Raw genomic sequence first — 23,429 nt, forward strand, 5'->3', positions numbered from 1 at the left:
CGTCCATGCAGGCCACGCTTCGCCGTTATCGTCTCCTCGAGGCCCGCCATGCCGTCGGGTGGGTGCCGCTCCTGTCCCTGCTCGTGGGCATCACCCTCGTCGTCCTCACGGCCGCGCTCATTCCGCGACTGCCCACCGCGGTCAATGCCTTCATGGAGCGCGCCTTCCTGATCCGCGGGCTCGGTGCCGTGATCCTGTTGAACGAATACATCGGCATCTACTTCCTGGCCTTCTTCTGCGGTGCCACGGGGTTGATGAGGGCCCTCGTCGAGCCACGGGAGAATCGTTCCCTGGAGCTGCTGCTCAGCAAGCCCATTTCCCGCGGCGCCTTCCTGGTGGCCCGGGTGGGCCCCGTCCTGCTCGCCTCCACGCTCGTGGGCGTCGTGATGTCCCTGGCCACGGCGCTCGTCGTGCGCCCCTTCACCGGAGATGGAGCCAGCGTGAGCATGGCGGGAGCGCTGGGGTCGGGGCTCGTCTTCACGGCCCTGGCGGTGCTGCTGCTCTCCGTGCTCGTCGTCCCGCTGCTCCGGGTGCGCGATGCGCTCCAGGCACTCCTCATCGCGTTCGTCCTCTGGGTCGTGCCGCTCGCCCCGAGCGCGGTGCTGCTCTACCGCCCCGACCTGTTCGAGGGGCGTGAGCGGCTGCGCGAGCTGATCGTGCTGGGGCCGAACTTCATCTGGTTCGACGCGTCGATGCCTCTCCTGGGAGTCATCGCACTGGTCGTGGCCTTCGTGGCCTCGTGGGGCGCGCTGGTGCTCGGCGCCCGCGTGTTCGAGCGCACAGAGCTGCGTTGAGCACGCGGCGCACGGGGCTGCTCAGGGCCCGAGCGTGGCGGAGCTGGCGATGTTCTTCAGCACCTGCTCGGCGGCGTCGTCCGCCGTGGGATCCACGCCATCCAGCCACGTGTCATAGGCCAGGTGGATGGTGCGGCTCGCCTCCAGCGCGTCCGCGGAGAGGGTGATTCCCTCCAGCCAGACCTCGACGTTGGCAAGGCTGGCGCTCTCCAGGTGGAAGGGCCGGGTGGGCCCTTCTCCGCTGGAGGGCTCGAACTGTCCCTCTAGCAGCAGGGTCTTCCCCTCCATGTCCCTCGCGGTCGTCAGTCCCTCGGCGTCCGCGTCCGCCGGAGAGAAGACGAGCCGGGCGCGGCAATAGCTACCGGGAGGGGGTTGCAGGGTGCCCAGCGCCAGTGACTCGCCATCCGGGCGCTCCAGGCCGCTCACGTGGGGGATGCCCAACCGACGGGGCGTGCTGGCCTCGTGTGCCTCGGCCGTCCCGATGGGGGAGAGCGCGCGCAGCCATCGCCATGCGCTGCTCGTCTGGCAGGGGAAGATCTCCACGCTGCCCAGGGTGACGTGGGCCCGAGTCAGTACGACGCGAGCACCCTGCGCGTTGGTGAACTGGCGGACCTGGCCTTCCGTCTTGGCCTCTCGGGCGGGACGCAGGTCGAGGTCGAGGTGCAGCCGGATGCCTTCCTCGCGCGAGCCACACGCGCAGAAGGCCAGCAGGAGGAGGGTGGGACGGATCTTCATAGGTCGTAGGCGACGGCGGCCTGGAGGATGGGCAGCTGCCGGACGTTGCCGTGCAGGAAGTTGAGGACGGGCACTCGCACGCCGAGCGACATCACCACGTCGGTGGCCGGGCTGAAGAGGACGTCCGGGGAGAGGTAGGCGATGACGCCACTGCCCACCGGGTCGCGCACGCCGTGGGTATCGCTGGCACCATCCAGAAGACCATCCAGGGCAAGGTGCAAGGCCCAGCGTGGGTCGGGCTGGTACTGCGCGGCCAGGGTGGTTCGCAGGGAGGGGCCAGCGCGGAAGCCCTCGCGGCCGCGCGTGGGGAGGTAGCCCGTGGCGCTGGCGAAGAAGGACCAGTCGGCGCGGAAGGTCGAGTAGGAGAGACCCAGGAGCGGATCCAGGGAGCCAGTGCCGAGCTGGGCATCGAGCGACAGCTGCCGCCCATTCGCGTCGCGCACCGTGGTCGAGGTGGGGAGCCGAGCGCCGACGAGGACTCCGAAGAGGTGGTCCGGCGAGAACTCACGATCCCGGAAGACGAAGGCCTTGGCGCTGATCTCCATGTCCCCGACACCCCAGGCAGTCTCTCGCGCGAGGCTGACGTCCCGCACCGCCCGGGTTTGCAGAGGCAGCGTGGCCGACAGGAAGAGCCAGGAGAGGGGCGCGTAGGCCACCGACAGGTCCATGCGCAGCTCGCGCAAGGAGACGGCGTCGACGGCCTGTTGACCCGTCGTCATCCCCCAGGCCCGCATCTGGGTAGCGAACCGCAGGCGACCCGCGAAGGGTTGCTCGGTGCCCATGGAGGTGAGGGTTGGATCTCCACAGGCACAGGTGGCACAGGCACGCCCCTCCGTAGGGACGAGGAGGGTGGCGAGGGCCAGCGCGGCGACGAGCGAGGACTTCCACATGAGAAGTACTCTAACGACCGGGGCGAAGTGCCCCCCTGCGGCGAGTTGTCGCGGAGGCTCCTCCGAGTGCTTCAGGGAACACTCTCAGTGTGGGCCTGAGGTGGCGTGGCTCCGAGCCGGAGTGTTCGCACCACCTCGAAGGGGTGATTCCCCTCTCGCGCGATGATGCAGATCTCGGCGACCCGGAAGACGAGGGGCGTCCAGGACTCACTCAGCCGCGAGAGGAGTTCCGCCACCTGCTCTGGGCTTCCCGACTGGCCCACGCTGAGGTGCGGTGTGAAGCCACTCGCGAAGCGCGAGGTGTGGGCGTAATCGGGGGCGGCGGCCTGGAGCGCGGCCTGGATGCGCGCGAAGGCCTCGCGAGGCTCCGGCGCGAGCCAGAGGGTGCTCCGGTCGGCACGGTGCTGGAAGACCCGGAACGAGGCGAGGGTCGCCTCGAATGGGCTCAGCGCGGCGCAGGCCGCTTCGAGCGCGGGCAGCAGCTTCGGCAACTCAAAGCGAGGCGCGAACGGGTAGAGCAGGGTGACATGGGGCATCCAGCGTTGGACCTGGCGATCATGCACACGGCGGATCGCCTGGATCGGTGGCCAGACTTCGGCGGGCGGGATGAAGACGACCGCCGTGCGATGGGTCCACGCTGGATTGGCCATGTTTCCTGAGACTCAGGCCTCGGAGGTGGGCTCCGGGGTCTTCTCCGCGGCGGGCGCCAGCTCGAAGTCGACGATTTCGAACGTGCCGTCGGCCAGCTCGGCCTTCTCCACCAGCTCCGCGCTCTGGCAGCGGGTCGCGGACAGCACGTCCTCCCGCACCCGCTCGAAGCCGGCGAGGGTGGCCGCGTTGGCCGCGAGCCTCATGCGGGTGACTCCACGGCCCACGCCCGCGCCCAACTCGCTCTTGCGCTTGTTGATCGCCTGCTGCGCGCCCTCCGCGAGCTGGAACGAGGCCGCGTTCGCTGGCTTCGCGATGCCCTCGAAGGTCCTCGCATCGGGCCACGGGGCGCGGTGGATGCTCTTGTGCCCCGTCTCCTCCGCGAAGGCCCAGCTCCACACCTCCTCGGTGATGTAGGGCAGCACCGGCGCGAACAGCCGCAGCAGCACGTTCAGGCCCAGCCGCAGCGCCGCCACCGCCGAGCCGCGCGCCTCCTCGCCTCCGGAGGACTCACCGCGCGCTCGCGCCTTCACCAGCTCCAGGTACGTGTCCGTGAAGCTCGACCAGAAGAAGCTCTCCGTGTTCGCCAGTGCCGGCGCGAACTCGAAGTCCTTGTAGGACGCCGTCGCCGCCTCCACCACGCCCGCCAGCTTCGCCACGAAGGCCCGGTCCAGCTCGTGGGTGATGGGGTGCTCCTGCGCCGTCTGGCTCAGCACGTACTTGCCCGCGTTGAAGAGCTTCGTCACGAGCCGCTTGCCCACCTTGAAGACCTTCTCATCGAAGGCGGTGTCCGTGCCCAGGCGCGCCGAGGCCGACCAGTAGCGCACCGCGTCCGCGCCGTAGTTCTCCAACAGGTGCATGGGCGTGATGACGTTGCCCTTGCTCTTGGACATCTTCTTGCGGTCCGGATCCAGGATCCACCCGGAGATGATCACGTGCTTCCACGGGATGGAGTCCTCGTGAAGCATCGCCTTCGCGATGGTGTAGAAGGCCCACGTGCGGATGATCTCGTGGCTCTGCGGACGGATGTCCGCCGGGAACAGGTTGTGGTGGCGCTTCTCGTCCAGCACCCACCCCGAGGCGATCTGCGGCGTGAGCGAGCTGGTGAACCAGGTGTCGAACACGTCCGACTCGGCCGTGAAGCCGTTGGGCTGATCGCGCTGGGAGGCCTCGTAGCCCGGGGGCACATCCACCGTCGGATCCACCGGCAGCCGCTCGCGCGTCGCGAGGATGGGCTTGTCGTGGAGGGGGTTGCCCTCCGCGTCCAGCGGGTACCACACGGGGAACTGCACGCCGAAGTAGCGCTGACGGCTGATGCACCAGTCGAGCTGCAGGTTCTCCGTCCAGTTGCGGTAGCGCGAGCCCATGTGCTCGGGGTGCCACTGCACCCGATCGCCGAAGCGCAGCAGCTGCTCCTTCTTGTCCATCAACCGCACGAACCACTGGCGCGTGGAGATGAACTCGAGCGGCTGGTCTCCCTTCTCGAAGAACTTCACGTCGCGCTGGATGGGCTTCGGCTCGCCGATGAGCGGAACGCCCAGGCCCGGCTTCGACGCACCGTCCTCGCGCCGCAGCAGCTCCACCATGGCCGTCCGGGCCTGCTTCACCGACTTGCCCTGCAGACCCGTGTAGAAGCCCTGCGCCGCCGCCGCGTCGAGGCTCTCCCAGCCCGGCGCCCCGAAGGTGACGGGCATCAGCCGTCCGTTGCGCCCGATGATCTGTCGCAGCGGCAGCTTCTGCTGACGCCACCAGAGCACGTCCGTGGCGTCACCGAAGGTACACACCATCAGGATGCCCGTGCCCTTGGTGGGGTCCGCCAGCTCGCTCGGGAAGATGGGCACCGGGACGCGGAAGAGCGGGGTGATGGCGCGCTTGCCGAAGAGGCCCTTATAGCGCTCGTCCTCTGGGTGTGCGGTGACGCCCACGCACGCCGCCAGCAGCTCCGGCCGCGTGGTGGCGATGGTGAAGCGCGCGTCCGAGCCCTCCACGCCAAACTCAATGTCGTGGAACGCGCCCGCCTGCGGCCGATCCTCCACCTCCGCCTGCGCTACCGCCGTCTGGAAGTCCACGTCCCACATCGTGGGCGCCGTCACCGAGTACGCGTGGCCCTTCTCGTACAAGTCCAGGAAGGAGAGCTGCGCCAGCTCACGGCTGTGATCGTCGATGGTGGCGTACTCCTCGCTCCAGTCCACCGACAGGCCGATGCGCCGGAACAGGCCCTTGAAGACCTGCTCATCCTGCTGCGTCACCTGGTGGCACAGCTCGATGAAGTTGGGGCGAGACACCGTGCGCGGCGGCTGCTTGGCGGCCTCGGCCGAGACCTGCTCCATGCGCAGGCCGGGCTCGTGCGGGGTGCGGACATCGGCGCGCACGTTGAAGTAGTTCTGCACCCGGCGCTCAGTGGGCAGGCCGTTGTCGTCCCAGCCCATGGGGTAGAAGATGTTCCGTCCGAGCATCCGCTGCTGCCGGGCGATGACGTCCGTGTGCGTGTAGCTGAAGATGTGGCCCACGTGCAGCGAGCCGGACACCGTCGGCGGCGGCGTGTCGACGACGAAGGTCTCCTCCCTCGAGCGCGAGGGATCGTAGCGATAGAGCCCCTCCGACTCCCACCAGGCATCGAGGCGCTTCTCGACGTTTTCTGCCTCGAAGTGCTTCGGGAGGAGCTCGGGATTGATGGAACGGAACGTCTTCATGGTGAAGTGGGTGTGTAGGGCGTTGTAGGAAGGGAAGCTGGCAAGCAAATCCTCCCCTGCTACCACGGTTTCTCAGAGGGGAGATCGCAGATCGCGGGAGCCGGCGCCGGATGATCCGCGGTTGCTCGGCGCTACTGTGGGTAGGAAATGTGCGTACCTGGGGTCCGGATTCCTGGGGGAATCGTCGAGTGTGCTAAACAACGCACATCTCGCTGACCCCCCTATGCTGGAATCCCTCTCCGTTCCCAAGCGACGCGTAGCGGCCCAGTTCGTCCTACCGGGCGGCTCGTCGCGTGAAGTGGCCGTGTTCCTCTCCGAAGCCGCGCCCGGGCACACCGGTGGCGAGCGGCTGTCGGATCTGCTCAACAACAGCGGCTCGCAGTTCATCCCCGCGGTGGATGCGGAGACAGAGGCCATGACGTTCGTCCGGTGCGAGAACCTCGCCTTGGCGCGCGTGGCCGCCGAGCTCGAGCCCAACGTCGTCGATCAGTTCACCATCCCCACCGAGCACGAGGTGGAGGTGCGGCTGGTGGATGGACAGAAGTTGCGTGGGCTCATCACCTACGTGCTGCCCGAGGCGCACTCGCGCCTGACGGACTACCTCAACAGCGCCCCCCCGTTCATCCCCGTGTTGGAGGGGAAGCAGGTCGCGCTCGTCAACAAACGCCACGTCGCGTACGTGGAAACTCTTCGCCGCTGAGAAGCCATGGCTCGGTTCGACGCCTTCATCGAGAAGCTCTACAAAGAATCCGGTGTCGCCATCATGCTGGAGACCGGCAGTGGCATCACCTTGCGGACCGCCTCGGGCAACGTGCCCATGGTGAAAGCGGGGCTCAACTCCCAGCAGATCATCGGCGCGCTCTCGGAGATCCTCCCCGCCGACATGCGCGGGAGCTTCCCCGCCGAGGGGGTCACCAACTTCCCGTACGCCGCTCCCGCCGGCTCGGTGCAGGTGAAGGTGCAGAACGTCTCGGGCCACTTGAAGGTGGCGCTGGTGCCCTACAAGGCGCCCTCGCAGCCGGCGGTGAACACCGTGGCGGCGGCACCCTCGGCCCCCGTCGCCCTGGATCTGCCCCCTGCGTCCGAGGACGACAAGCTGGAGCTGGCCTCTCCCTCCGACATGATGGAGCTGGCGGCCCGTGGCGCCGGCGGTGCCTACGCCTCCGCCGCTCCTGCGCGTGCTCCCGCGGCTCCGGCCGCGAAGACGCCGGCTGCCCCCGCTGCGAAGGCCCCGGCCGCTCCTGCTGCTCCCGCCGCCGAGGCCAGGCCGGCCATCCAGGTGCTGCCGGTGGATGGGGCGGACGTGGATGCGAGCCAGGCCCTGCGCGGGCTGTTGGATCGCATGCTCGACAAGAAGGCCTCGGACCTCCACCTGTCGAGCACCGTGGTGCCCATGCTGCGCATCGACGGCGACATGGTGCCGCAGGAGGACTACCGGCCCCTCTCGCCCGAGCGCCTCAAGGCGATGCTCTGGACGATTGCCCCGGAGAAGAACAAGAAGCAGTGGGAGGAGACCCGCGACACGGACTTCGCCCACGAGACCGAGCGCGCCCGTTTCCGCGTCAACGTCTTCGAGGATCGCAAGGGCATCGGCTCGGTGATGCGGCAGATCCCCAGCAAGATCATGACCGCCGAGGACATGGGGCTCTCCAAGCACATCCTCGACCTGTGCTTCCTCAGCAAGGGATTGGTGCTCGTCACGGGTCCGACGGGCTCGGGTAAGTCCACGACGCTGGCCGCGATGATTGACTACATCAATCGCAATCGCGAGGACCACATCATCACGATCGAAGACCCGATCGAGTTCGTTCACCCGAACAAGAAGTGCCTGGTCAACCAGCGCGAGGTGCACGTCCATACCCACGGGTTCAAGAACGCCCTGCGCGCCGCCCTCCGAGAGGACCCGGACATCGTGCTCGTGGGCGAAATGCGAGACCTGGAGACAATCGCCATCGCGATTGAAACGGCCGAAACGGGCCACCTCGTCTTCGGAACGCTGCACACCAACACGGCGCCCTCGACGGTGGACCGCATCATCGACCAGTTCCCCGCGGACCGGCAGGAGCAGATCCGCATGATGCTCTCCGAGTCCCTCAAGGGCGTCATCTCGCAGATGCTCGTGAAGAAGATCGGCGGAGGCCGCGTACCGGCGCAGGAGGTGCTCCTGTGCACCAACTCCGTGTCCAACCTCATCCGCGAGGGTAAGACGTTCCAGATTCCCTCCATCATGCAGACCTCGCGCGGCATCGGCATGCAGACGCTCAACGATGCCCTGCTGGATCTGGTGAAGAAGAAGCTGTGCGAGCCGAACGACGCCTACGTCAAGGCCATCGCCAAGGCGGAGTTCAAGCAGATGCTGGAGCGCTCGGGCTTCAAGATCGACCTGCCGACCTCCTGAGTCTCCGGACTGAGCTCCCGGGGTGGGGCGCCGCTGCGTGCGTGGCGGCGCCCACTGGAAGGGCGCTCCTCAGTCGACCGCGGCCTGATCCACGAAGAAGACCACGCGCCCGCCAGTCGCTGGGTTCGTGGAGTCGTTGTAGCCCTCGGTGACCGTCCACAGGTTGGTGCCGCTGCCCGTGGCGTGCATGCCCTCGGGCATTCGGGCCCACTGGCTGCTCCCGGACAGGTACGCCGTGCGCGAGGCGCTCGTGGACACCTTGAAGAGGGCGCCGGAGTAGCGCGTCGAGCTCAGCCAGTACGAGGTGGTCGAGGTCGTGGTCATGATGGGGGCCACGCCCTGCACGTTGGGCTCGTTCATGATGTAGGCGCGCTCAGGCGTCACCGCGCCGTTCACCGTCTTGAGCCGGTACGTGGAGGAGTCCACCGGCCAGCGGTAGAGCCGCCCACCGAGCCCCGGCGTGGAGCCGTCGTAGGGGCATGACGTGCCGGTGTTGTTGCAGTACTCGCCCGAGAGCACCACGTCCGTGGTGCCGCGCGTGTCCTTGCCAAGGAAGGAGAACTTGGGGCGGCAGGGGCTGGTGAGGGTCGAGGGCACCACGTACGCGCTCACCTGCGGCAGCACGTACTTGTAGCCGTAGGCGCACCAGACCGAGCCGACCTTGCCGATCGCCGTGTCACACGTGGTGCTGGTGTCCACCTCGCGGATCTGCGTGAGGTCGAACACGCGCATGCCGTCTGAGGTGTCGGCCATGTAGAGGTAGTTGCCGTACCAGGCCAGGCCGCCGCCATGCTCGCCCACCACGGTGAAGTTGCCGGAGCTGGTGGGCCGCACCAGCAGGACGTGGCGGTAGTTCACCGCGCTCACGGACATGTCCGAGATGTCCGCCACCGAGATGCGCACGCCCTTCTCCGGAGCGGTGGTGGGCGCGTAGTGCCAGGAGACGATGGCCACATTCGTGCTGCCAGACACGCCCGCGGTCAGCGCCTGGGGCACCCAGTCCGTGGTGGCCATGTCGCCATCGTTCCAGCGGAAGCCACCCTTGTAGCCCACGGCCGGCGGGTGCGAGCTGGAGGTGAGCACGGGGCCTGCGCGGTTCAGATCCTGGAGGACGCCCGACAGTCCAACCGCGGGGCCCACGGGCGTCATGTACGAGGCGTAGGTGCTCCAGGTGTTCTGGTCCTGCAGCTTCAGGCAGCTCGCGTCATGCGTCGTCAGCGGTGCCCCCTCGGTGAGCGCCTGCTGCTCGGAGCCCGTGAGCTCGTCCCCAGGCTCCAACTCCGGAGCGGGTCCACACCCCGCGAGCCCGGCCATCCACGTCGCGATGAAGAGCCCTCGCGTCCCCTTGAATCCGATCAAGTCCGCCTCCTGAAAAGCAATGGAAGGCGCGGCTTACTTGTTTTACAAGATTGTGACAATCATCCCCGACACCCCCTCTCCCTCTGGGCTGAAGAATGCACACGCAGAGGGAGAGAGGGAGCAAGGGGTGGGCAAGCAGGAAGGCGCATGACTTGAGCGGTAGGGTCCGATAGGGAGGCAGCCCATGGACGCTGCCGCATTGTATCTGACGTACGAGGTTCTCTATCCGGCCGGGAGTTTCGGTCCCCAGGACGAGGTGTGGCTGAGGGACAGGCTGCTGCACACCCTTCACCTGATGGAGGGGCAGCCTGGGGTCACCCTCAATCGATTGGGCACCAGCCGGGCGGAGCGAATGGGGGCCTACCGGATGGTGGAGAATGAAGACGTCAGCTTCCAGAGGCTGCTGGAGCCGGCGGCCCAGACAGTGGGCAAGGCGGTGGCACAAGGGCTGGCGGGAGAAGTGGCGCTGTGCGTGCACGACCGGACCGAGGTGGAACTCAGTCACCTGTCCATGAGCGGGTAGGACAGGTGGGCAACCCCGTCTGTCAGGGCTTCTTCGTGCAGACGGCGTTGGTGGTGCAGACGGACGGCGCCGCCTTTGGAGTGCTGGGAGCGTGCACCTGGGAGCGCCCGGCCGCGCAAAGGGGCAAGGCCAAGAGCAGAAAGCAGCGGCCCTTCGAGCAGAAGGAGAGCGTCTTGTGGTGGCGGGCCCTGGTGGAGGCCGAAGAGCGCGTGGGAGAGCCAGGGCGGCTGCTGCACATCATCGACGCCGAAGGAGACATTTTCGAGTTGCTCTCCCGCGCGACCGGCGAGGGCTTTCAGCTGCTGGTGCGCGCCGGCCAGGACAGGCGAGTGGAGGGGGAAGGGGGGAAGCTGTGGGCCACCCTGGAAGGGTTACCCGTGGTGGGCAGCCGGCCGTTGCACGTGTCGGCCCAGCCAGCCCGGGCCGACAGGGTGGCGCGCACGGCACGCGACGCCACGCTGTCGCTGCGCTATGCCCCCCTCACGCTGCTGCCCCCCGGGCGCCAGGGTGGGCAGCCGGTGCGGGTGTGGGGCGTACTGGTGCGCGAAGAGGCGCCGCCACAGGGACAGAAAGCCGTGGAGTGGCTGCTGCTGAGCAACGCGCCCATTGAAAGTGAGGAGGCGGCCTGGGGCGCAGTGACGGCCTACCAGAAGAGGTGGGGCATTGAGGAATTGCACAAGGCCCTGAAGACGGGCTGCCGACTGGAGGGGCGTCAGCACGAGGCACGCGAGCACCTGGAGAACCTGCTCGCCCTCACCCTGCTGACCTCCGTCAAGTTGCTGCGCCTGCGCACCCTGAGCCGTACCCTCCCGGATGAGCCCGCCGACGCAGTGCTGGCTCCGGCCGAGGTGCAAGTGCTCCAAGCCATGGCACCCCAACTCTCTCCACGCATGCCCTTGCAAGGGGCGCTGACGCTTCGTCAGGCCCTGCTGCTCATCGCCGCCCTGGGCGGTTACATGGCCAACCCGCAGAAGCGCCCTCCGGGCTGGCTCGTCCTCTGGCGCGGCTACGAACGGCTGCGCGACTACGTCGCGGGCTTCTCCCTTGCCCAGTTCCTTTCCGCCGCCCCCCCGCCTGCCTAGCGTGTGCAATCCTCAGCCCAAGGGGAGAGGGTCAGGGTGAGGGTCTTCCCCCTGGAGTCGGCGGGTCAGGACTTAGCGCTGGCGGACGGGCTGTCGGCGAGCACCGGAGCCGGAGAGGGCTCCCGCGCCGCGCGGGCCTGGAGTCTCGAGCCCACCAACGACACCAGTGCCCCCAACGAGCCCACCGGCTTCGCGTCCGGCTCGACGATGCGCATGGCCAGGAAGGCCGCGGCCACCCGCGTCACCGCGGACAGCACGAAGAGCACGTGCAGGTTCACCCAGAGGTGGCCTCCGAGGGTGAACTCCGTGGGCAGCAGGCTCGCCAGTCCCCCGCCCAGCGTCGAGGCCGCCGCGTAGGCCAGCCCACCCGCCGTGGAGAACGCCGCGAGGTAGAAGGGCCGGCCCTTGCGTGGTGCGACCGACAGCGGCAGCGCGAAGATGGCCAGACCGTGACCGCCCCAGAGCGCCCCGGCCATCACCACGTCCAGCAGCAGCGGCCAGAGGAACGTGGCCGTGGGGAACAGCCAGATGGCGGGGATGAAGCCGATTCCCAGCGAGCACGCCAGCAGCACCGGCTGGGCCCCCAGGCTGTCGATGAGCTTCCCCCACAGGGGGGCGGTGATCATGCGCATCCCGGCCACGGCTGCCAGGTACAGCGCCATGGTCAGGAAGCTCATCTTCAGGTTCTTCAGCATGTGGAACGAGAAGAAGGGCGCGGACAGGCCCACCGCCGCGTTCCAGGCCACCTGGTACAGCAGCACCCGGCGCGCTCGCTCGTCGCGCAGCGGCAGCAGCGCCACGTGGAAGTCGAGCTTCGTCTTCTCCCGGTGCGGCGCGGGATCATGCTGGCGCGTCATCAGCACCGTGGTCACCAGGCCCGCCACGCAGGCGAGCGCGGCCAGCAGCGGCAGGCCCACGCCCACGCCCTCGGGAGGGCGCAGCTTGTCCATCACCACGCCCGCCACCAGCGAGGCCAGCGTGCCACCCAGGGTGCACAGCGCCGTGCGCCGGCCGAAGAAGCGCCCCCGGATGGACTCGGGCACGAGCTCGCCCATCCACGCCACCCAGGCGTTATTGCCGATGACAGCCAGCACGGCCGACACCGCCGCTACCGCCACCAGCAGCCGCTGTTGTCCCTCCAGCGTCAGCGGCAGCCAGGGCAGCACACACAGCGGCAGCATCACCTGGCGCGACAGGAACACCGCCACCAGCGCCACCCGCCGGTAGCCAAAGGTGGACGTCAGCCACGCCGCCGGGAACTGGATGAACTGAGCGAAGAAGGGCAGGGCGGTCATCACCCCCACCAGGAAAGGCCCCAGCTTCAGCGCGAGCGCCCAGGCGGTGAGCACCGTGGCTCCCGCGCACGCGGTGAACACCTCCGCCACGATTCCCTCGGACACCGAGGCCGTCAGCGAGCAGCGCAGGGCCCTGCGTCCCGCGTTGCCCGGAGCGGACGTCGCGGTGGTGCTCGCGGCGGGTGCTCCCAGCAGCGGGGCGGCGGAGCCTGGCAGCGAGTTTCCAGGCCTGAAAAGGGGGACAGCAGATGCCAGGGCAGCGAAGCTGCGCAGAACGTTGCGGCGCACGACGGCGAGTGACACACGAACCCTTGTGGCGGTAGAGGCCGAGTCTGTCTCACGACGCCCCGCGCCCACTCAAACCGACCTCCTGCGCCTGCCTGCCCCCCTTGCAGGCCCCTCCGCCTGCCCGGCCATGCAGGAAGCAGGTGCAGTTCACGTAGTCTTGAACTATATGAACGGGCGCAGAGGACACGAGGGGTACATGGAACTCGCGCGAGAACTGGCGGACTTTCTGGGGAGCGTGGAGCAGCGGCTAGGCTCGATGCTCGAGGACGGGGATGCGGGCCCAGGTGTGAAGGGCGATACGCTCATGGAGGCCGCGCGCCACCTGTGCATCGGTACTGGCGGCAAGCGCGCCCGCCCCCTACTGGTGCGCCTGTTCGGCGGCGCCGTGGGTGTGGCCCCCGAGAAGCTCGTGGACGTGGCCGTGGCCGCGGAGATGATCCACTCCTCCAGCCTCCTGCACGACGACGTGGTGGACGCCGGCATGTACCGCCGCGCCCGGCCCACGGTGAACGCCCGTTGGGGCAACATCGTCGCGGTCATGAGCGGGGACCTCATCCTGTCCACCGCGCTGCACCGCCTGGCCACGCTGGACTCGCGCCTCACCCAGAGTGCCCTGGCCGTGGTCATGGAGATGTCCCGCGCAGCCATCACCGAGGTGGAGTCCCGCGGCAACCTGGAGCTGCCCCTGGAGCGCCTGCGCTACGTCGCCGAGGGCAAGACGGGCTCGCTCTTCGGCTGGTGCGGCAGCGCCGCCGCCACGCTCGCCGGTCTGCCCGAGGCCGCCGAGCGCTTTGATCGCTTCGGCCGCCGCTTTGGCGTGGCCTTCCAGATCGCCGATGACATCCGCGACGTGCTCGGCACGGATCCCGGCAAGCCGCGCTACGCGGACGTGCTCTCGGGGACGCCCTCGCTGCCCATCCTCCTGGCGGTGGCGCGTGACGGCAGCCTGAAGAGCAAGCTGAAGGACGCCTGGGCCTTCACCACGGTGAACCCCGAGCGCACCCGCGCTATCGGCGACGCCATCGAGGCCACCGGAGCTGTGGAGCTGGCCATGGATCGGATGAACAAGGAGCTCGAGGCCGCCCTGGACGCGCTTGGGCCGTACGGCCAGCAGGGCACGGGCGCGGAGCTGGTGGATTGGGCGCGCAAGCTGTCCGTGGGCATCGCCGCCCAGGCGCAGGAACGGAGCCGCGCTGCATGAAAGGCTACCTGTGGACAGGCGGTCTTGAATCGGCCCGGGGGGTGGGCTCGAACAACGGACGTCTCGCTCCCTGGGAAGCCATCGCCGTCGATGCCGTTGGCAACGTGATTGAGTTCTGGGGCTTCAAGCGCAACCAGGGCCGCGTCTGGGCCCTGCTGTACCTGCGCGGCGAGCCCCTCACCGCCGGAGAGCTCGAGCGCGAGCTGGAGCTCTCCAAGGGCGGAGTGTCCATGCTGCTCCGGGATCTGGAGCGCTGGGGCGTGGTGCGGCGCGTGCGCTCGCCCCAGGACAGCGCCTGGCGCTACGCCGCCGAGACGGACCTCATCCGCATGGTGTCGCATGTGATCGAGGAGCGGGAGGCGGGCTTCATCGAGCGCATCCGCGCCGACCTGGCCGAGGCCCGACGGCTCGCCCAGGCGGCGGGGAACGTTCCCCACGAACATCTCTCCCGGCTGGAGAAGATGGCCACCCTTGCCGAGCACGTCGAGCGCGCGTTACGGCTGTTCATCAAGACGGCGCGCCTGGACGTGGGCGCCATCCTCGGCGCGCTGCGCGAGGACTCGAACCGGCAGTGAGGCGGCCTGGGGGCCGGAGGAGCACGGCATGGACTCGCATTACGATCAGGTGATGAAGGCGCGGAACACGGCGGATACCGCGGCCTCGAAGCTGTACTTCGCCTACTCGACGATCCTGGACCGGGCGGCCTTCGAGGAGTGGCGCTCGCAGCACGGCTACGACTTCTTCGAGCTGCCCGAGGGCAAGCTGGCCGAGGCGCTGGACGTGGACCTGGTGTACGACTTCCCCTCGAGATGGTGGGGAGGGCGGGTAGCGGGGCTGACGGACGCGCCGGGGAAGAGCGTGTACGGGAGGCTCTTCGAGATTGGCGGGAAGGACTGGCCCATCATCCAGCACAAGGAGGGCGCGGTGACGGGCATGTGCGTGGAGCGGCTCGTGCGCGTCCGGGTGGAGGGCCAGGAGCTGCAGGCCACGGCGTTCGTGACGTCGCCGAGGCGTGCGTCCACCGAGGGCCCCCTGAGCCAGCGGTTCATCGAGGCGCTGGTGCGCGGCGCGCAGAGCGCGGGACTGCCCGCGGAGTACATCGAGAGGCTGCGTCGCGGGGAGTAGGGGGGGGCGGTGTGTCGAGCCCCTTGGTTCGGGACCAAGGGGTCGCAGGTTCAAATCGAGGGAATAGAAGCTCCGAGGGGGACGTGGCCATGGCCTCGCGCAGGTAGGGCACCAGGCCCATCGCGATGGGCAGCAGGTCCTCCCGGTTGTCCTTCGTGGTGTCGCTCCGAGCTCACCCTCGGTGACTCCGAGCCCGTCATCGTCAGCATGCTCAACAGCCCACGGGACGGTGGGCGGTGGAGGCACTGGTTGCTGGCAGCCGCAACATCCCCGCATAGCCCGCCGGCCTGTGCGCGCCGCTTCAACACGAGGACCTCGCGCCCCTCTCACGGGCCAGGCGCAGGGCCGCTGTCAGCCCCGCCAGTCCCGCTCCGGCCACGATGACGTCATGAAGCACTCGCTCATGCTTCGCTCCACGCGGGTATGGGGGCTCGCTGTCTACGGAGTGCCCAGGCCCCAGCGCTGCATCAGCCGGTACACTTGCGTCCGGTGCAGCCCCAGCGCACGCGCCGCCGCGCTGACGTTGCCGCCGTGCGCGGCCAGCGTGGCCTCCAGCGTGGCGCGGTCCGGAGCCGCCGGGGCAGGGGAGGCGGCCGCGGCCTCGGTGGGGCCTTCCAGCGGCAGGCCCGCCTCCGCGTCCAGGTGCTCCGCTCGCAGGGAGCGGGTGCCGGAGGCGGTGCCCTCGCGTGCCGCGCGCCGGGCCTCGCCGAGCAGCTCGCGCACGTTGCCGGGCCAGGGGCGGAACAGGCAGGCCTCGACGAAGGTGGCGTGGAGGGCGGGCGTGGGGACGTCCCGGAGCGCATGCGCGAGCAGCCACGGCACCTCCTCCAGCCGCTCGCGCAGGGGCGGCAGGCGCACGCGGGCCTGGGCCAGCCGGTGGTAGAGGTCCGCGCGGAACTGGCCGGCGGCCACGGCGGCGCGCAAGTCCCGGTGCGTGGCCGAACACACCCGCACGTCCACCGGCTGCGCCCGCGAGGCCCCCAGCGCCAGCACCTCGCGCGTCTCCAGCATGCGCAGCAGCTTGGCCTGGACCTCGGCTGACAGCTCCGCCACCTCGTCGAGGAAGAGGACGCCCCGGTCCGCGGCCTGCACGTAGCCCTCCGCGTCCGCCTCCGCGCCCGAGTACGCGCCGCGCCGCGAGCCGAAGAGCAGCCGCTCGGCGACGCTGGCGGGGACGGCGGCGCAGTTGATGGCGACGAAGCGCCCCCGCGCGTTGGGGCCGGACTGGTGGTAGGCGCGCGCGGCCAGCTCCTTGCCCGTGCCGCTCTCTCCGGTGATGAGCAGCGTCTCTCCGGCCAGGGCGGCCGGGGCCACCTGCTCCAGCACCGCGTGGAACGTGGGGCCCCGCACCACGTCCGGACCGCAGATGACGTCCGCGCCGGCCAGGGGGCGCACGTCGTCCCGGAAGAGGGCCAGCGTGTTGCCCAGCCGCAGCACGCGGGGGTTGGTGAAGGCGCGGCGGCCCGTCACCTGCTCGCCGTCCACGAACGTCCCGTTGCGGCTTCCCAGGTCCTCGACGTGCCAGTGCGCGCCCTCGCGGCACACCTCCGCGTGCTGGCGGGACAGGCGCTCGTCCGGCAGCGGCAGCTCGCCCGCGCCCTCGCGCCCCAGCACCTGGCGGCCCTGGGTGAGGGGGACGGGGCGGAACAGCGGTGCGCCGCCGGAAAAGACGAAGACGAGCCCGGGCCGGGGAGGCTCCGGCGCGGCCGGCTCCAGCTGGCTGTCCTCCTGTGTCTCCAGACCCGTTCGCATCCCGCGGAGGCTGGCACAGGCGGCTCGGGCCCCGCCAGTCACATGGATGCCACCCGCCCGGCCACACTCCCGGAGCGGGGGCCGGGCGGGCTGTCGCGGGACGAGACTTCCGTGTCAGCCTCCGGGGGAGGGAACTTCCTGAGGAGGGGACGCATGGACTGCCCGGACCTGGAGACATGGCGGGCTTGGAGCCTTGGCACGCTGCCGGCACGGACGCTGCGCGAGCTCGCGTCGCATCGCGAGGGCTGCGCGCGGTGCCGGCACCTCGGCCCGGGCCCGGGCGCCGCGACGGCGGATGACGTCTCGGCGGCCACGGGGGAGGGACTCCGGCCCGTGTCGCGCCCGCTGATGCGGGGCACGAGCGTGGGGCGCTACGTCGTGCTGGAGCCGGTGGGCTCCGGCGGCATGGGCGTGGTGTACGCGGCGTATGACCCGAAGCTCGACCGCAAGGTGGCCCTCAAGCTCGTGCGCATGGACGCGGACGTGCCCGGGGCGGCCCGGCAGCAGCGGCTGCTCCAGGAGGCGCAGGCGCTCGCGCGGCTCTCCCACCCGAATGTTGTCTCCGTGCACGACGCTGGCAGCTACCTCCGGGACCAGGTGTTCCTGGCCATGGAGTTCGTCGACGGCGGCACGCTGCGCGACTGGCTGAAGGACGGCCCCCGCGCCTGGCGCGACACGGTGCAGGTCTTCCTCCAGGCGGGGCGGGGGTTGGCGGCCGCGCACGCCGCGGGGCTTGTCCACCGCGACTTCAAGCCCGACAACGTCCTGCTCGGCAGGGACGGCCGCGCGCGCGTCACCGACTTCGGGCTCGCGCTCCTCCCCGCCGAGGTGGAGCGCGAAGGCGCGGGCGGCGCACCCGTGGTGGGCACGCGCGGCTACCAGGCGCCGGAGGTGCTGGCGGGCCGCCCCGCGGACGCGCGCGCAGACCAGTTCTCCTTCTGCGTCGCGCTGTACGAGGCGCTCCACGGGCGCAGGCCCTTCGATGAGGGCTTCGACGCACCGCCCGCCCCCTCCAGCGCGCTCCGCCTCCCCGCCCGCGTGCGGCGGGTGCTGCGGCGCGGCCTGTCCCTGGAGCCGCGCGAGCGCTATCCCTCCCTGGACGCGCTGCTGCAGGAGTTGACGCGGGACGCGAGCGCCACGCACGCGCGCCGGCTGGGCCTCGGGGCCCTCGCGCTGGCGGTGCTCACCGGCGTGGGCCTCTTCCCCTACAAGCGCTGGCGCGAGGAGCGCATGTGCGCCGAGTCCGCGAGCCTCGCGGGCCTGTGGGACGACGCACGCAGGGACGCGGCGGCCCGGGCCTTCACGGCCCTCGGGCGTCCCTTCGCGCTGGAGGCCTGGAAGCGCGCCGGGCCCCTGCTGGACACCTATGCCCGGGCCTGGGCCGCGCAGACCCGGGACAACTGCGAGGCCACGCGCGTGCGCGCCACGCAGCCGGAGGAGGACTACCACCTGCGCGACACCTGCCTGCAGCGGCGGCGTGACGAGTTGCGCGCGCTGGGGGAGCTGCTCGCCCAGGCGGACGATGAGGTGGCGGGCAAGGTGATGCAGGCCGTGCAGTCGCTGAGCCCCATCACGCAGTGCGGCCCCGGCGCGGCAGGGGCCCCTGCCGCGGTGCAGGAGCCCGGGGAGTCCGCCCCCGCGCTGTGGGCCCAGGTGGCGCGGGCGCGGGTGCTGCGCGCCGCAGGCCGCTACACCCAGGGCATCGCCCTGGCGAAGGACGCCGCGGAGCGGGCTGCGCCGGACTCCCCGCTCCAGGCGGAGGCCCTGCTGTGGCTCGGCGTGTTGTGGAGCGCGGGAGGCGATGCCCGGGCGGCGGAGAAGAGCCTCGACGAGGCCCTGCTCGCGGCCACGCGCTCGCGGCAGCGGGAGCTCGAGGCGTGGGCGTGGATCCACCTCATCAACGCGGTGGGCGTGCAGCAGGGGCGCATCGAGGACGGACAGCGCTACGCGCGCCACGCGGACGCGGTGCTCGAGTCGCTCGGAAGGCCGGCCCGGCTGGAGATGGCGCTGTCCATGTTCCTGGGCCAGCTCTCCTGGCGCGCGGGCAAGCCCGTGGAGGCGCTGCGGTACCTGGAGCGCACGCTGGCCCTGCAGGAGAAGGAGCTCGGCCCCGAGCATGTGGACCTGGCCCTCACGCTGAACACGATGGCCGTCGTCCAGCTCGGACAGACGCGGCTGGCCGAGGCGCGCAAGACGTCCGAGCGCGCCCTGGCGCTGCGCGAGAGGCTGCTCGGCCCGGAGCACCCGGACGTGGGGGCCTCGCTGCACGTGCTGGGCGCCACCGTCCGGCAGATGGACGAGCTGCCCACGGCGCTCGCCCTCACCCAGCGGGCCCTCGGCCTGCGCGAGCGGGCCCTGGGGCCCGACCACCCGGAGGTCGCCGCCTCCGCCAATAACGCCGCCATCATCCTCACGGAGCTGGGCCGCCTGGAGGAGTCCCGCCCGCTGCTCTTGCGCACCCTCTCCATCCGCGAGCGCGTCCAGGGGCCGGAGCACCCGGAGACGGGCACCGCGCTCAACGGCCTGGGCGTGCTCGCCTTCCTCCAGCACGACAACCAGGAGGCGCTCCGCTACTTCCAGCGCTCCCTGGCCATCAAGGAGAAGTCGCTGGGCAAGGAGCACCTGAGCGTCGCCCTGGCCGTCTGCAACATCGCCATCGTGCTGCACCGCCTCGGCCGCGACCAGGAGGCCCTGGCCTGGCACCAGCGTGCGCTGGACTTGCGCCTGAAGGCCTTTGGCGAGCGGCACGACGACGTCGCGTACTCGCTCGCGGAGCGGGGGGAGGTGTACCGCGCGCTGGGCCGGCTCCCGGAGGCGTGGGACGACTACGCGCGCGCCCTGCGCATCTACCGGGCGCTGGGGCGGGAGAAGGTCTCCACCATGGCCGCGCCCCTGCGAGGCATGGCCGAGGTGCACCTGGCGCGCGGGCACGGCCCCGAGGCCGTGGCCCTCTTCGAGGAGGCCCTGAAGCTGCTGGAGTCCATTCCCGCCACGGCCCAGGATCTCGCCGAGGCGCGCTTCGCCCTGGCCCGGGGGCGGTATGCCACGGGCCGCCGCGCGGAGGCGCTCGCCGGAGCCCACCAGGCCCGCGCGGAGCTCGAGTCCGTGGGCGAGTCTGGCCAGCACTCGCTCGCCCAGGTGCGCGCGTGGCTGGCCCGGCACGAGCGGCGCACCGCCGCGCCGGGCCCGGCCGCCACGGCCCGCTCCGGGGGCGAGGCGCGCCGGTGAGCTGACACAGGTGTGTCGTCACGTGTCAGCCGTCGGGAATGCGACGTCCCCATAAGTGGGCGGAATTCCATGCCTTCTGGCTTTCCTGGAATGGGGCGGACGCTGGCACGGCGGTTGCCAATGCGTGGGGCGAAGTCCCCTCCTTCCCCCTGCAAGGGATTGCCCGTGAAAGAAATCCTGAAATCACTCCAGAAACTGTCTGAGTCATCGTACGGCGTCCTGCTCGCGTTCTTCCTCCTCGCGCTGAGCCCGGAGGCGCGGGCCCAGGGCACCACGGTGCAGCGGCTGGGCACGCCGGGTCTGACGGCCGCGCCGGGCCAGTCCGTGACGCTGGCCATGCGCTTCAACGCCGTGCCCCTGGCCGAGGACTACGGCGTCTTCGTGCACTTCGTAGACGCCAGCGGCGTCAACCACGCCCCGGCCGGCGCGGACCACTCGCCGCCCGTCGCCACCTCCCGGTGGAGCGGCACCGTCGCCTACAACCACACGGTGGCGCTGCCGTCCACGCTGCCGCGCGGCACCTACTCCATCCGCGTCGGCCTCTACCAGCAGCGCTCGCCCTGGGGCCGCGTCTCGCTGGGCATGGGTACGGGCGTCACCGTCGACGACCAGCTCCGCTACACCGTCGGCACGCTCACCGTGGGCCAGACGCAGCCCACCACCACCCAGGTCCTGCAGCTGTCCAACCCGGCCCTGTCCGCGCAGACGGGCCAGACGGTGACGCTGGGCATGCGGTGGAGCTCGGTGCCCATGTCCCAGAACTACTACGTCTTCGTCCACTTCGTGAATGCCAGCGGCACGCAGATGCCCCTCAGTGGCGACCACCTGCCGCCGGTGGACACCTCCGTCTGGAGCGGGGCCATCTCCTACAACCGCTCGGTGACGGTGCCCACGAACTTCCCGGCGGGGACGTACACGATTCGCGTGGGCCTCTACCCCATGTCCGCCCCCAACAACCGCGTCACGCTGGCGGTGGGGCCGGGCGTCACCGCGGACAATGAGACGCGCTACATCGTTGGCACGCTCAACGTCACCGGAGGCACGACGACCCCGGGCGGGCCGGTGGGCCAGGACGCGAGCCAGTACGTGCTGACGTTCTCCGAGGAGTTCAACAGCGGCTTCGACACCAGCAAGTGGAACAACCACATCTGGTACGAGACCCCGAACCCCACCATCAACTACGCGGTGAAGAACGGCGTGCTGAAGATCTGGCCGCAGCGCGACGCGAGCGGGAGCTTCTTCAACCGCACCATCGACACCGACGGGAAGTACTACCAGACGTATGGCTTCTTCGAGATGGAGGCGAAGCTGCCCATCGGCCGTGGCGTGTGGCCGGCGTTCTGGCTGTTCAATCACCCGGGCGACCGCCGCCCCGAAATCGACATCATGGAAGCCTACCCGGGTGGCGGCCCCAACTCCGGCTGGGGTGACGCCAACCTTCACCCGGTCGCCTTCGCCGCGACGGTCTGGCCCAACGGCGCGAGCAATCCCAACGCCGGGCACAAGACGCTGCAGACGGTGGACCTGTCGGCGGGCTTCCACACGTACGCGGTGAAGTGGGAGCCGGGGCGGCAGACGTTCTACTTCGACGGCCAGCCGTTCTGGACGGTGAACGTCAGCATGGCTGACCCGATGTACATCATGCTGGACCTGTGGTTTGGCAGCGCGAGCGGCACGCCGGACAGCACCACGCCCACCGGTGAGGGCAACTCCTTCGAGGTCAACTACGTCCGCGCCTGGCAGTTCAGGTCCTCCGAGGCGGCGCCGGCCATCGACTGACCCGGCCGGTCCGACACCTCGGACGCGGCGGAGCCGCATGTCCAGCGCGGCCGTGCTCGAATCACGGCCGCGCACCTCGTGGAACACCGGCGGCTCGGTGGAAGCCCGCGCCCACCGGCTCCATCGCGGTCCGCAACCCCGTCCGGGAAGCAAACCTCGCAATCCCTTCGTCTTCTCCACCGTTGCTCATGGCCAGATCCTCGGTTGCTCGGAGTGCTCGACGCCTGGATTTTAATGTCCAGGCTCTCGCGTTCGCCACGAGGCGCTGGCCGGCTGGGGGAAGGGGAGGGCTTGGTTGCCCTACGGCCGCCCGATGCCGGTGTACCAGAAGCCGAGGGCGCGCAGCGCCTTGGGGTCCCAGATGTTGCGACCGTCGAGGAGCGTGGGCGTGCGCAGGAGGCGTTTGACGCGCTCGAAGTCCGGCTGCCGGTACTCCTGCCATTCGGTGAGGAGCGCGAGGGCGTCGGCGCCCTCGAGGGCCTCGTACATGTTCTCGCAATACGTGATGCGGTCACCGAGGACCGCTCGCACGTTGTCCATGGCCTCCGGGTCGTGCGCGCGCACCTTCGCGCCGGCCTCGAGCAACTCGCGGATCATCACGAGTGCGGGTGCCTCGCGGATGTCGTCGGTCTGGGGTTTGAACGCGAGCCCCCACACCGCCACCGTCCGGCCCTCGAGCGCTCCGTCCAGGTGACGGCGGAGCTTCTCGAACAGCAAGCGCTTCTGCCGCTTGTTCACGGACTCGACCGCGCGCACCACCTCGAGCTCGTGTCCCACGCCCTGGCCGATCTGGATCAGCGCCGAGATGTCCTTGGGGAAGCACGAGCCGCCGAAGCCCGCTCCTGGGTACAGGAACTTGGGGCCGATGCGCGGATCCGCGCCCACGGCCTTGCGCACCCGCTCGATGTCCGCGCCGAGCTTCTCGCTGAGCACGGCCAGGTCGTTCATGAACGAGATGCGCGTCGCGAGCATCGCGTTGGCCGCGTACTTGGTCAGCTCGGCCGAGCGCGCGTCCATCTCATGGATGTCCTCGCTCTTGCGGACGAGCGGGGTGTACAGGTTCCGCAGCACCTCGAGCGCTCGCGCGTTGTTCGAGCCGATCACCACGCGATCCGGCTTCATGAAGTCTTCGATCGCCGCGCCTTCCTTCAAGAACTCCGGGTTGGAGGCGACGCCGAAGGGCTGAGTCGTGTGGCGGCGGATGCGCTCCTCGATGCGATCGGCGGTGCCCACGGGCACGGTGCTCTTGGTGACCACCACCTTGAAGCCGTTCAGGTTCTTCCCGATGGTCTCGGCGACCGAGAAGACGGCGGACAGATCGGCGGAGCCGTCCGCTGCGGGCGGCGTTCCCACGGCGATGATGACGACCTCGGCGGCGCGGATCGCCGTGGCGATGTCCGTCGAGAAGGTCAGGCGCCCGGCCTTGACGTTGGTCTCGATGAGGGCGTCGAGCCCGGGCTCGTAGATGGGGACCTCGCCGCGCTTCAGGCGCGCGATCTTCGTCTCATCGACGTCCACGCAGACGACATCATTCCCGATGTCCGCGAACCCCACACCGGCCACCAGTCCAACATAACCCGTTCCAATGACTGCAAGTTGCATGTGTCTTCCCGTGGTGCTTGAAGCGTTCGGCTGACAC

At 69.8% G+C, this 23,429-nt stretch carries 18 protein-coding genes; 10 read left to right on the forward strand and 8 right to left on the reverse strand.

The genetic code is table 11. The features are described 5' to 3' along the window. Positions 1-5 precede the first annotated feature (5 nt). A complete protein-coding gene (locus F0U60_RS26205) occupies positions 6-794 on the forward strand; it encodes a hypothetical protein (protein WP_395824760.1) in 789 nt (262 codons plus the stop codon). A 21-nt stretch (positions 795-815) separates the two neighbouring features. Here the strand turns inward: F0U60_RS26205 and F0U60_RS26210 are convergent, their stop codons facing one another. The 4 genes from F0U60_RS26210 to valS all read right to left on the reverse strand — a co-directional run bounded on the left by F0U60_RS26210 (position 816) and on the right by valS (position 5,760). Continuing rightward, positions 816-1,529 (reverse strand): hypothetical protein, encoded by a 714-nt coding sequence (locus F0U60_RS26210; protein ID WP_395824763.1) that lies wholly within the window; start codon positions 1,527-1,529, stop codon positions 816-818. Next, on the reverse strand, positions 1,526-2,419 hold the full coding sequence (locus tag F0U60_RS26215; RefSeq protein ID WP_395824766.1) for a transporter: 894 nt from the start codon (positions 2,417-2,419) through the stop codon (positions 1,526-1,528). The genes F0U60_RS26210 and F0U60_RS26215 overlap by 4 nt, the downstream gene beginning before the upstream one ends. Positions 2,420-2,490: 71 nt before the next feature. After that, positions 2,491-3,069, reverse strand: coding sequence for a 2'-5' RNA ligase family protein (locus F0U60_RS26220; RefSeq protein WP_395824769.1), 579 nt, complete (start codon positions 3,067-3,069; stop codon positions 2,491-2,493). Positions 3,070-3,081: 12 nt separating this feature from the next. Further along, complete coding sequence (gene valS, locus F0U60_RS26225; RefSeq protein WP_395824772.1) at positions 3,082-5,760, reverse strand: valine--tRNA ligase; 2,679 nt, start codon at positions 5,758-5,760, stop codon at positions 3,082-3,084. A gap of 223 nt (positions 5,761-5,983) precedes the next feature. Between valS and F0U60_RS26230 the strand changes: the two genes are divergently transcribed. Then, entirely contained in the window at positions 5,984-6,460 is a 477-nt protein-coding gene (locus F0U60_RS26230; RefSeq protein ID WP_395824775.1) for a hypothetical protein, read from the forward strand. Positions 6,461-6,466: 6 nt separating this feature from the next. Then, complete coding sequence (locus F0U60_RS26235) at positions 6,467-8,158, forward strand: type IV pilus twitching motility protein PilT (RefSeq protein WP_395824779.1); 1,692 nt, start codon at positions 6,467-6,469, stop codon at positions 8,156-8,158. Between the two features lie 69 nt (positions 8,159-8,227). Here the strand turns inward: F0U60_RS26235 and F0U60_RS26240 are convergent, their stop codons facing one another. Then, positions 8,228-9,517, reverse strand: a complete 1,290-nt coding sequence (locus F0U60_RS26240; protein ID WP_395824782.1) for a hypothetical protein — start codon at positions 9,515-9,517, stop codon at positions 8,228-8,230. 184 nt (positions 9,518-9,701) lie between these two features. On the opposite strand from F0U60_RS26240, the gene F0U60_RS26245 reads away from it, so the two are divergent. Together F0U60_RS26245 and F0U60_RS26250 are read left to right on the forward strand one after the other, a co-directional pair. After that, complete coding sequence (locus tag F0U60_RS26245) at positions 9,702-10,040, forward strand: hypothetical protein (protein ID WP_395824785.1); 339 nt, start codon at positions 9,702-9,704, stop codon at positions 10,038-10,040. A 5-nt stretch (positions 10,041-10,045) separates the two neighbouring features. Then, positions 10,046-11,122 (forward strand): IS4 family transposase, encoded by a 1,077-nt coding sequence (locus F0U60_RS26250; RefSeq protein WP_395824787.1) that lies wholly within the window; start codon positions 10,046-10,048, stop codon positions 11,120-11,122. 65 nt (positions 11,123-11,187) lie between these two features. Here the strand turns inward: F0U60_RS26250 and F0U60_RS26255 are convergent, their stop codons facing one another. After that, positions 11,188-12,720, reverse strand: a complete 1,533-nt coding sequence (locus F0U60_RS26255) for an MFS transporter (RefSeq protein WP_395824790.1) — start codon at positions 12,718-12,720, stop codon at positions 11,188-11,190. Positions 12,721-12,901: 181 nt separating this feature from the next. Here F0U60_RS26255 and F0U60_RS26260 point away from each other — a divergent pair, with 181 nt between their 5' ends. Genes F0U60_RS26260 through F0U60_RS26270 form a run of 3 tightly spaced genes read left to right on the forward strand, consistent with a single transcriptional unit; the run spans position 12,902 to position 15,031 of the window. Then, the gene (locus F0U60_RS26260; RefSeq protein ID WP_395824793.1) at positions 12,902-13,906 is read left to right on the forward strand and encodes a polyprenyl synthetase family protein; all 1,005 of its coding nucleotides are present in this window, start codon (positions 12,902-12,904) and stop codon (positions 13,904-13,906) included. Beyond that, entirely contained in the window at positions 13,903-14,481 is a 579-nt protein-coding gene (locus F0U60_RS26265; protein WP_395824796.1) for a GbsR/MarR family transcriptional regulator, read from the forward strand. The genes F0U60_RS26260 and F0U60_RS26265 overlap by 4 nt, the downstream gene beginning before the upstream one ends. Before the next feature lie 28 nt (positions 14,482-14,509). Beyond that, positions 14,510-15,031, forward strand: coding sequence for a gamma-glutamylcyclotransferase (locus F0U60_RS26270; protein WP_395824799.1), 522 nt, complete (start codon positions 14,510-14,512; stop codon positions 15,029-15,031). A 438-nt stretch (positions 15,032-15,469) separates the two neighbouring features. On the opposite strand, the gene F0U60_RS26275 is transcribed toward F0U60_RS26270, so the two are convergent. Next, complete coding sequence (locus F0U60_RS26275; protein ID WP_395824802.1) at positions 15,470-16,783, reverse strand: sigma 54-interacting transcriptional regulator; 1,314 nt, start codon at positions 16,781-16,783, stop codon at positions 15,470-15,472. A gap of 153 nt (positions 16,784-16,936) precedes the next feature. On the opposite strand from F0U60_RS26275, the gene F0U60_RS26280 reads away from it, so the two are divergent. Both F0U60_RS26280 and F0U60_RS26285 read left to right on the forward strand, forming a co-directional pair. After that, a complete protein-coding gene (locus F0U60_RS26280) occupies positions 16,937-20,011 on the forward strand; it encodes a tetratricopeptide repeat protein (RefSeq protein ID WP_395824805.1) in 3,075 nt (1,024 codons plus the stop codon). Positions 20,012-20,176: 165 nt separating this feature from the next. After that, a complete protein-coding gene (locus F0U60_RS26285) occupies positions 20,177-21,790 on the forward strand; it encodes a family 16 glycosylhydrolase (protein ID WP_395824808.1) in 1,614 nt (537 codons plus the stop codon). A 300-nt stretch (positions 21,791-22,090) separates the two neighbouring features. On the opposite strand, the gene F0U60_RS26290 is transcribed toward F0U60_RS26285, so the two are convergent. Then, on the reverse strand, positions 22,091-23,392 hold the full coding sequence (locus tag F0U60_RS26290) for a UDP-glucose dehydrogenase family protein (protein ID WP_395824811.1): 1,302 nt from the start codon (positions 23,390-23,392) through the stop codon (positions 22,091-22,093). Between the last annotated feature and the right edge of the window lie 37 nt (positions 23,393-23,429).

Source organism: Archangium minus, assembly GCF_044360475.1.
Taxonomy (GTDB): domain Bacteria; phylum Myxococcota; class Myxococcia; order Myxococcales; family Myxococcaceae; genus Archangium; species Archangium minus.

Bases quoted from the DNA above. Each gene is read 5' to 3' on its own strand.
- F0U60_RS26275 (WP_395824802.1), bottom strand. From the start codon at position 16,783: ATGCGAACGGGTCTGGAGACACAGGAGGACAGCCAGCTGGAGCCGGCC.
- F0U60_RS26260 (WP_395824793.1), top strand. From the start codon at position 12,902: ATGGAACTCGCGCGAGAACTGGCGGACTTTCTGGGGAGCGTGGAGCAG.
- F0U60_RS26280 (WP_395824805.1), top strand. From the start codon at position 16,937: ATGGACTGCCCGGACCTGGAGACATGGCGGGCTTGGAGCCTTGGCACG.
- F0U60_RS26230 (WP_395824775.1), top strand. From the start codon at position 5,984: ATGCTGGAATCCCTCTCCGTTCCCAAGCGACGCGTAGCGGCCCAGTTC.
- F0U60_RS26290 (WP_395824811.1), bottom strand. From the start codon at position 23,392: ATGCAACTTGCAGTCATTGGAACGGGTTATGTTGGACTGGTGGCCGGT.
- F0U60_RS26245 (WP_395824785.1), top strand. From the start codon at position 9,702: ATGGACGCTGCCGCATTGTATCTGACGTACGAGGTTCTCTATCCGGCC.
- F0U60_RS26210 (WP_395824763.1), bottom strand. From the start codon at position 1,529: ATGAAGATCCGTCCCACCCTCCTCCTGCTGGCCTTCTGCGCGTGTGGC.
- F0U60_RS26270 (WP_395824799.1), top strand. From the start codon at position 14,510: ATGGACTCGCATTACGATCAGGTGATGAAGGCGCGGAACACGGCGGAT.
- F0U60_RS26215 (WP_395824766.1), bottom strand. From the start codon at position 2,419: ATGTGGAAGTCCTCGCTCGTCGCCGCGCTGGCCCTCGCCACCCTCCTC.
- F0U60_RS26265 (WP_395824796.1), top strand. From the start codon at position 13,903: ATGAAAGGCTACCTGTGGACAGGCGGTCTTGAATCGGCCCGGGGGGTG.
- valS (WP_395824772.1), bottom strand. From the start codon at position 5,760: ATGAAGACGTTCCGTTCCATCAATCCCGAGCTCCTCCCGAAGCACTTC.
- F0U60_RS26220 (WP_395824769.1), bottom strand. From the start codon at position 3,069: ATGGCCAATCCAGCGTGGACCCATCGCACGGCGGTCGTCTTCATCCCG.
- F0U60_RS26235 (WP_395824779.1), top strand. From the start codon at position 6,467: ATGGCTCGGTTCGACGCCTTCATCGAGAAGCTCTACAAAGAATCCGGT.
- F0U60_RS26205 (WP_395824760.1), top strand. From the start codon at position 6: ATGCAGGCCACGCTTCGCCGTTATCGTCTCCTCGAGGCCCGCCATGCC.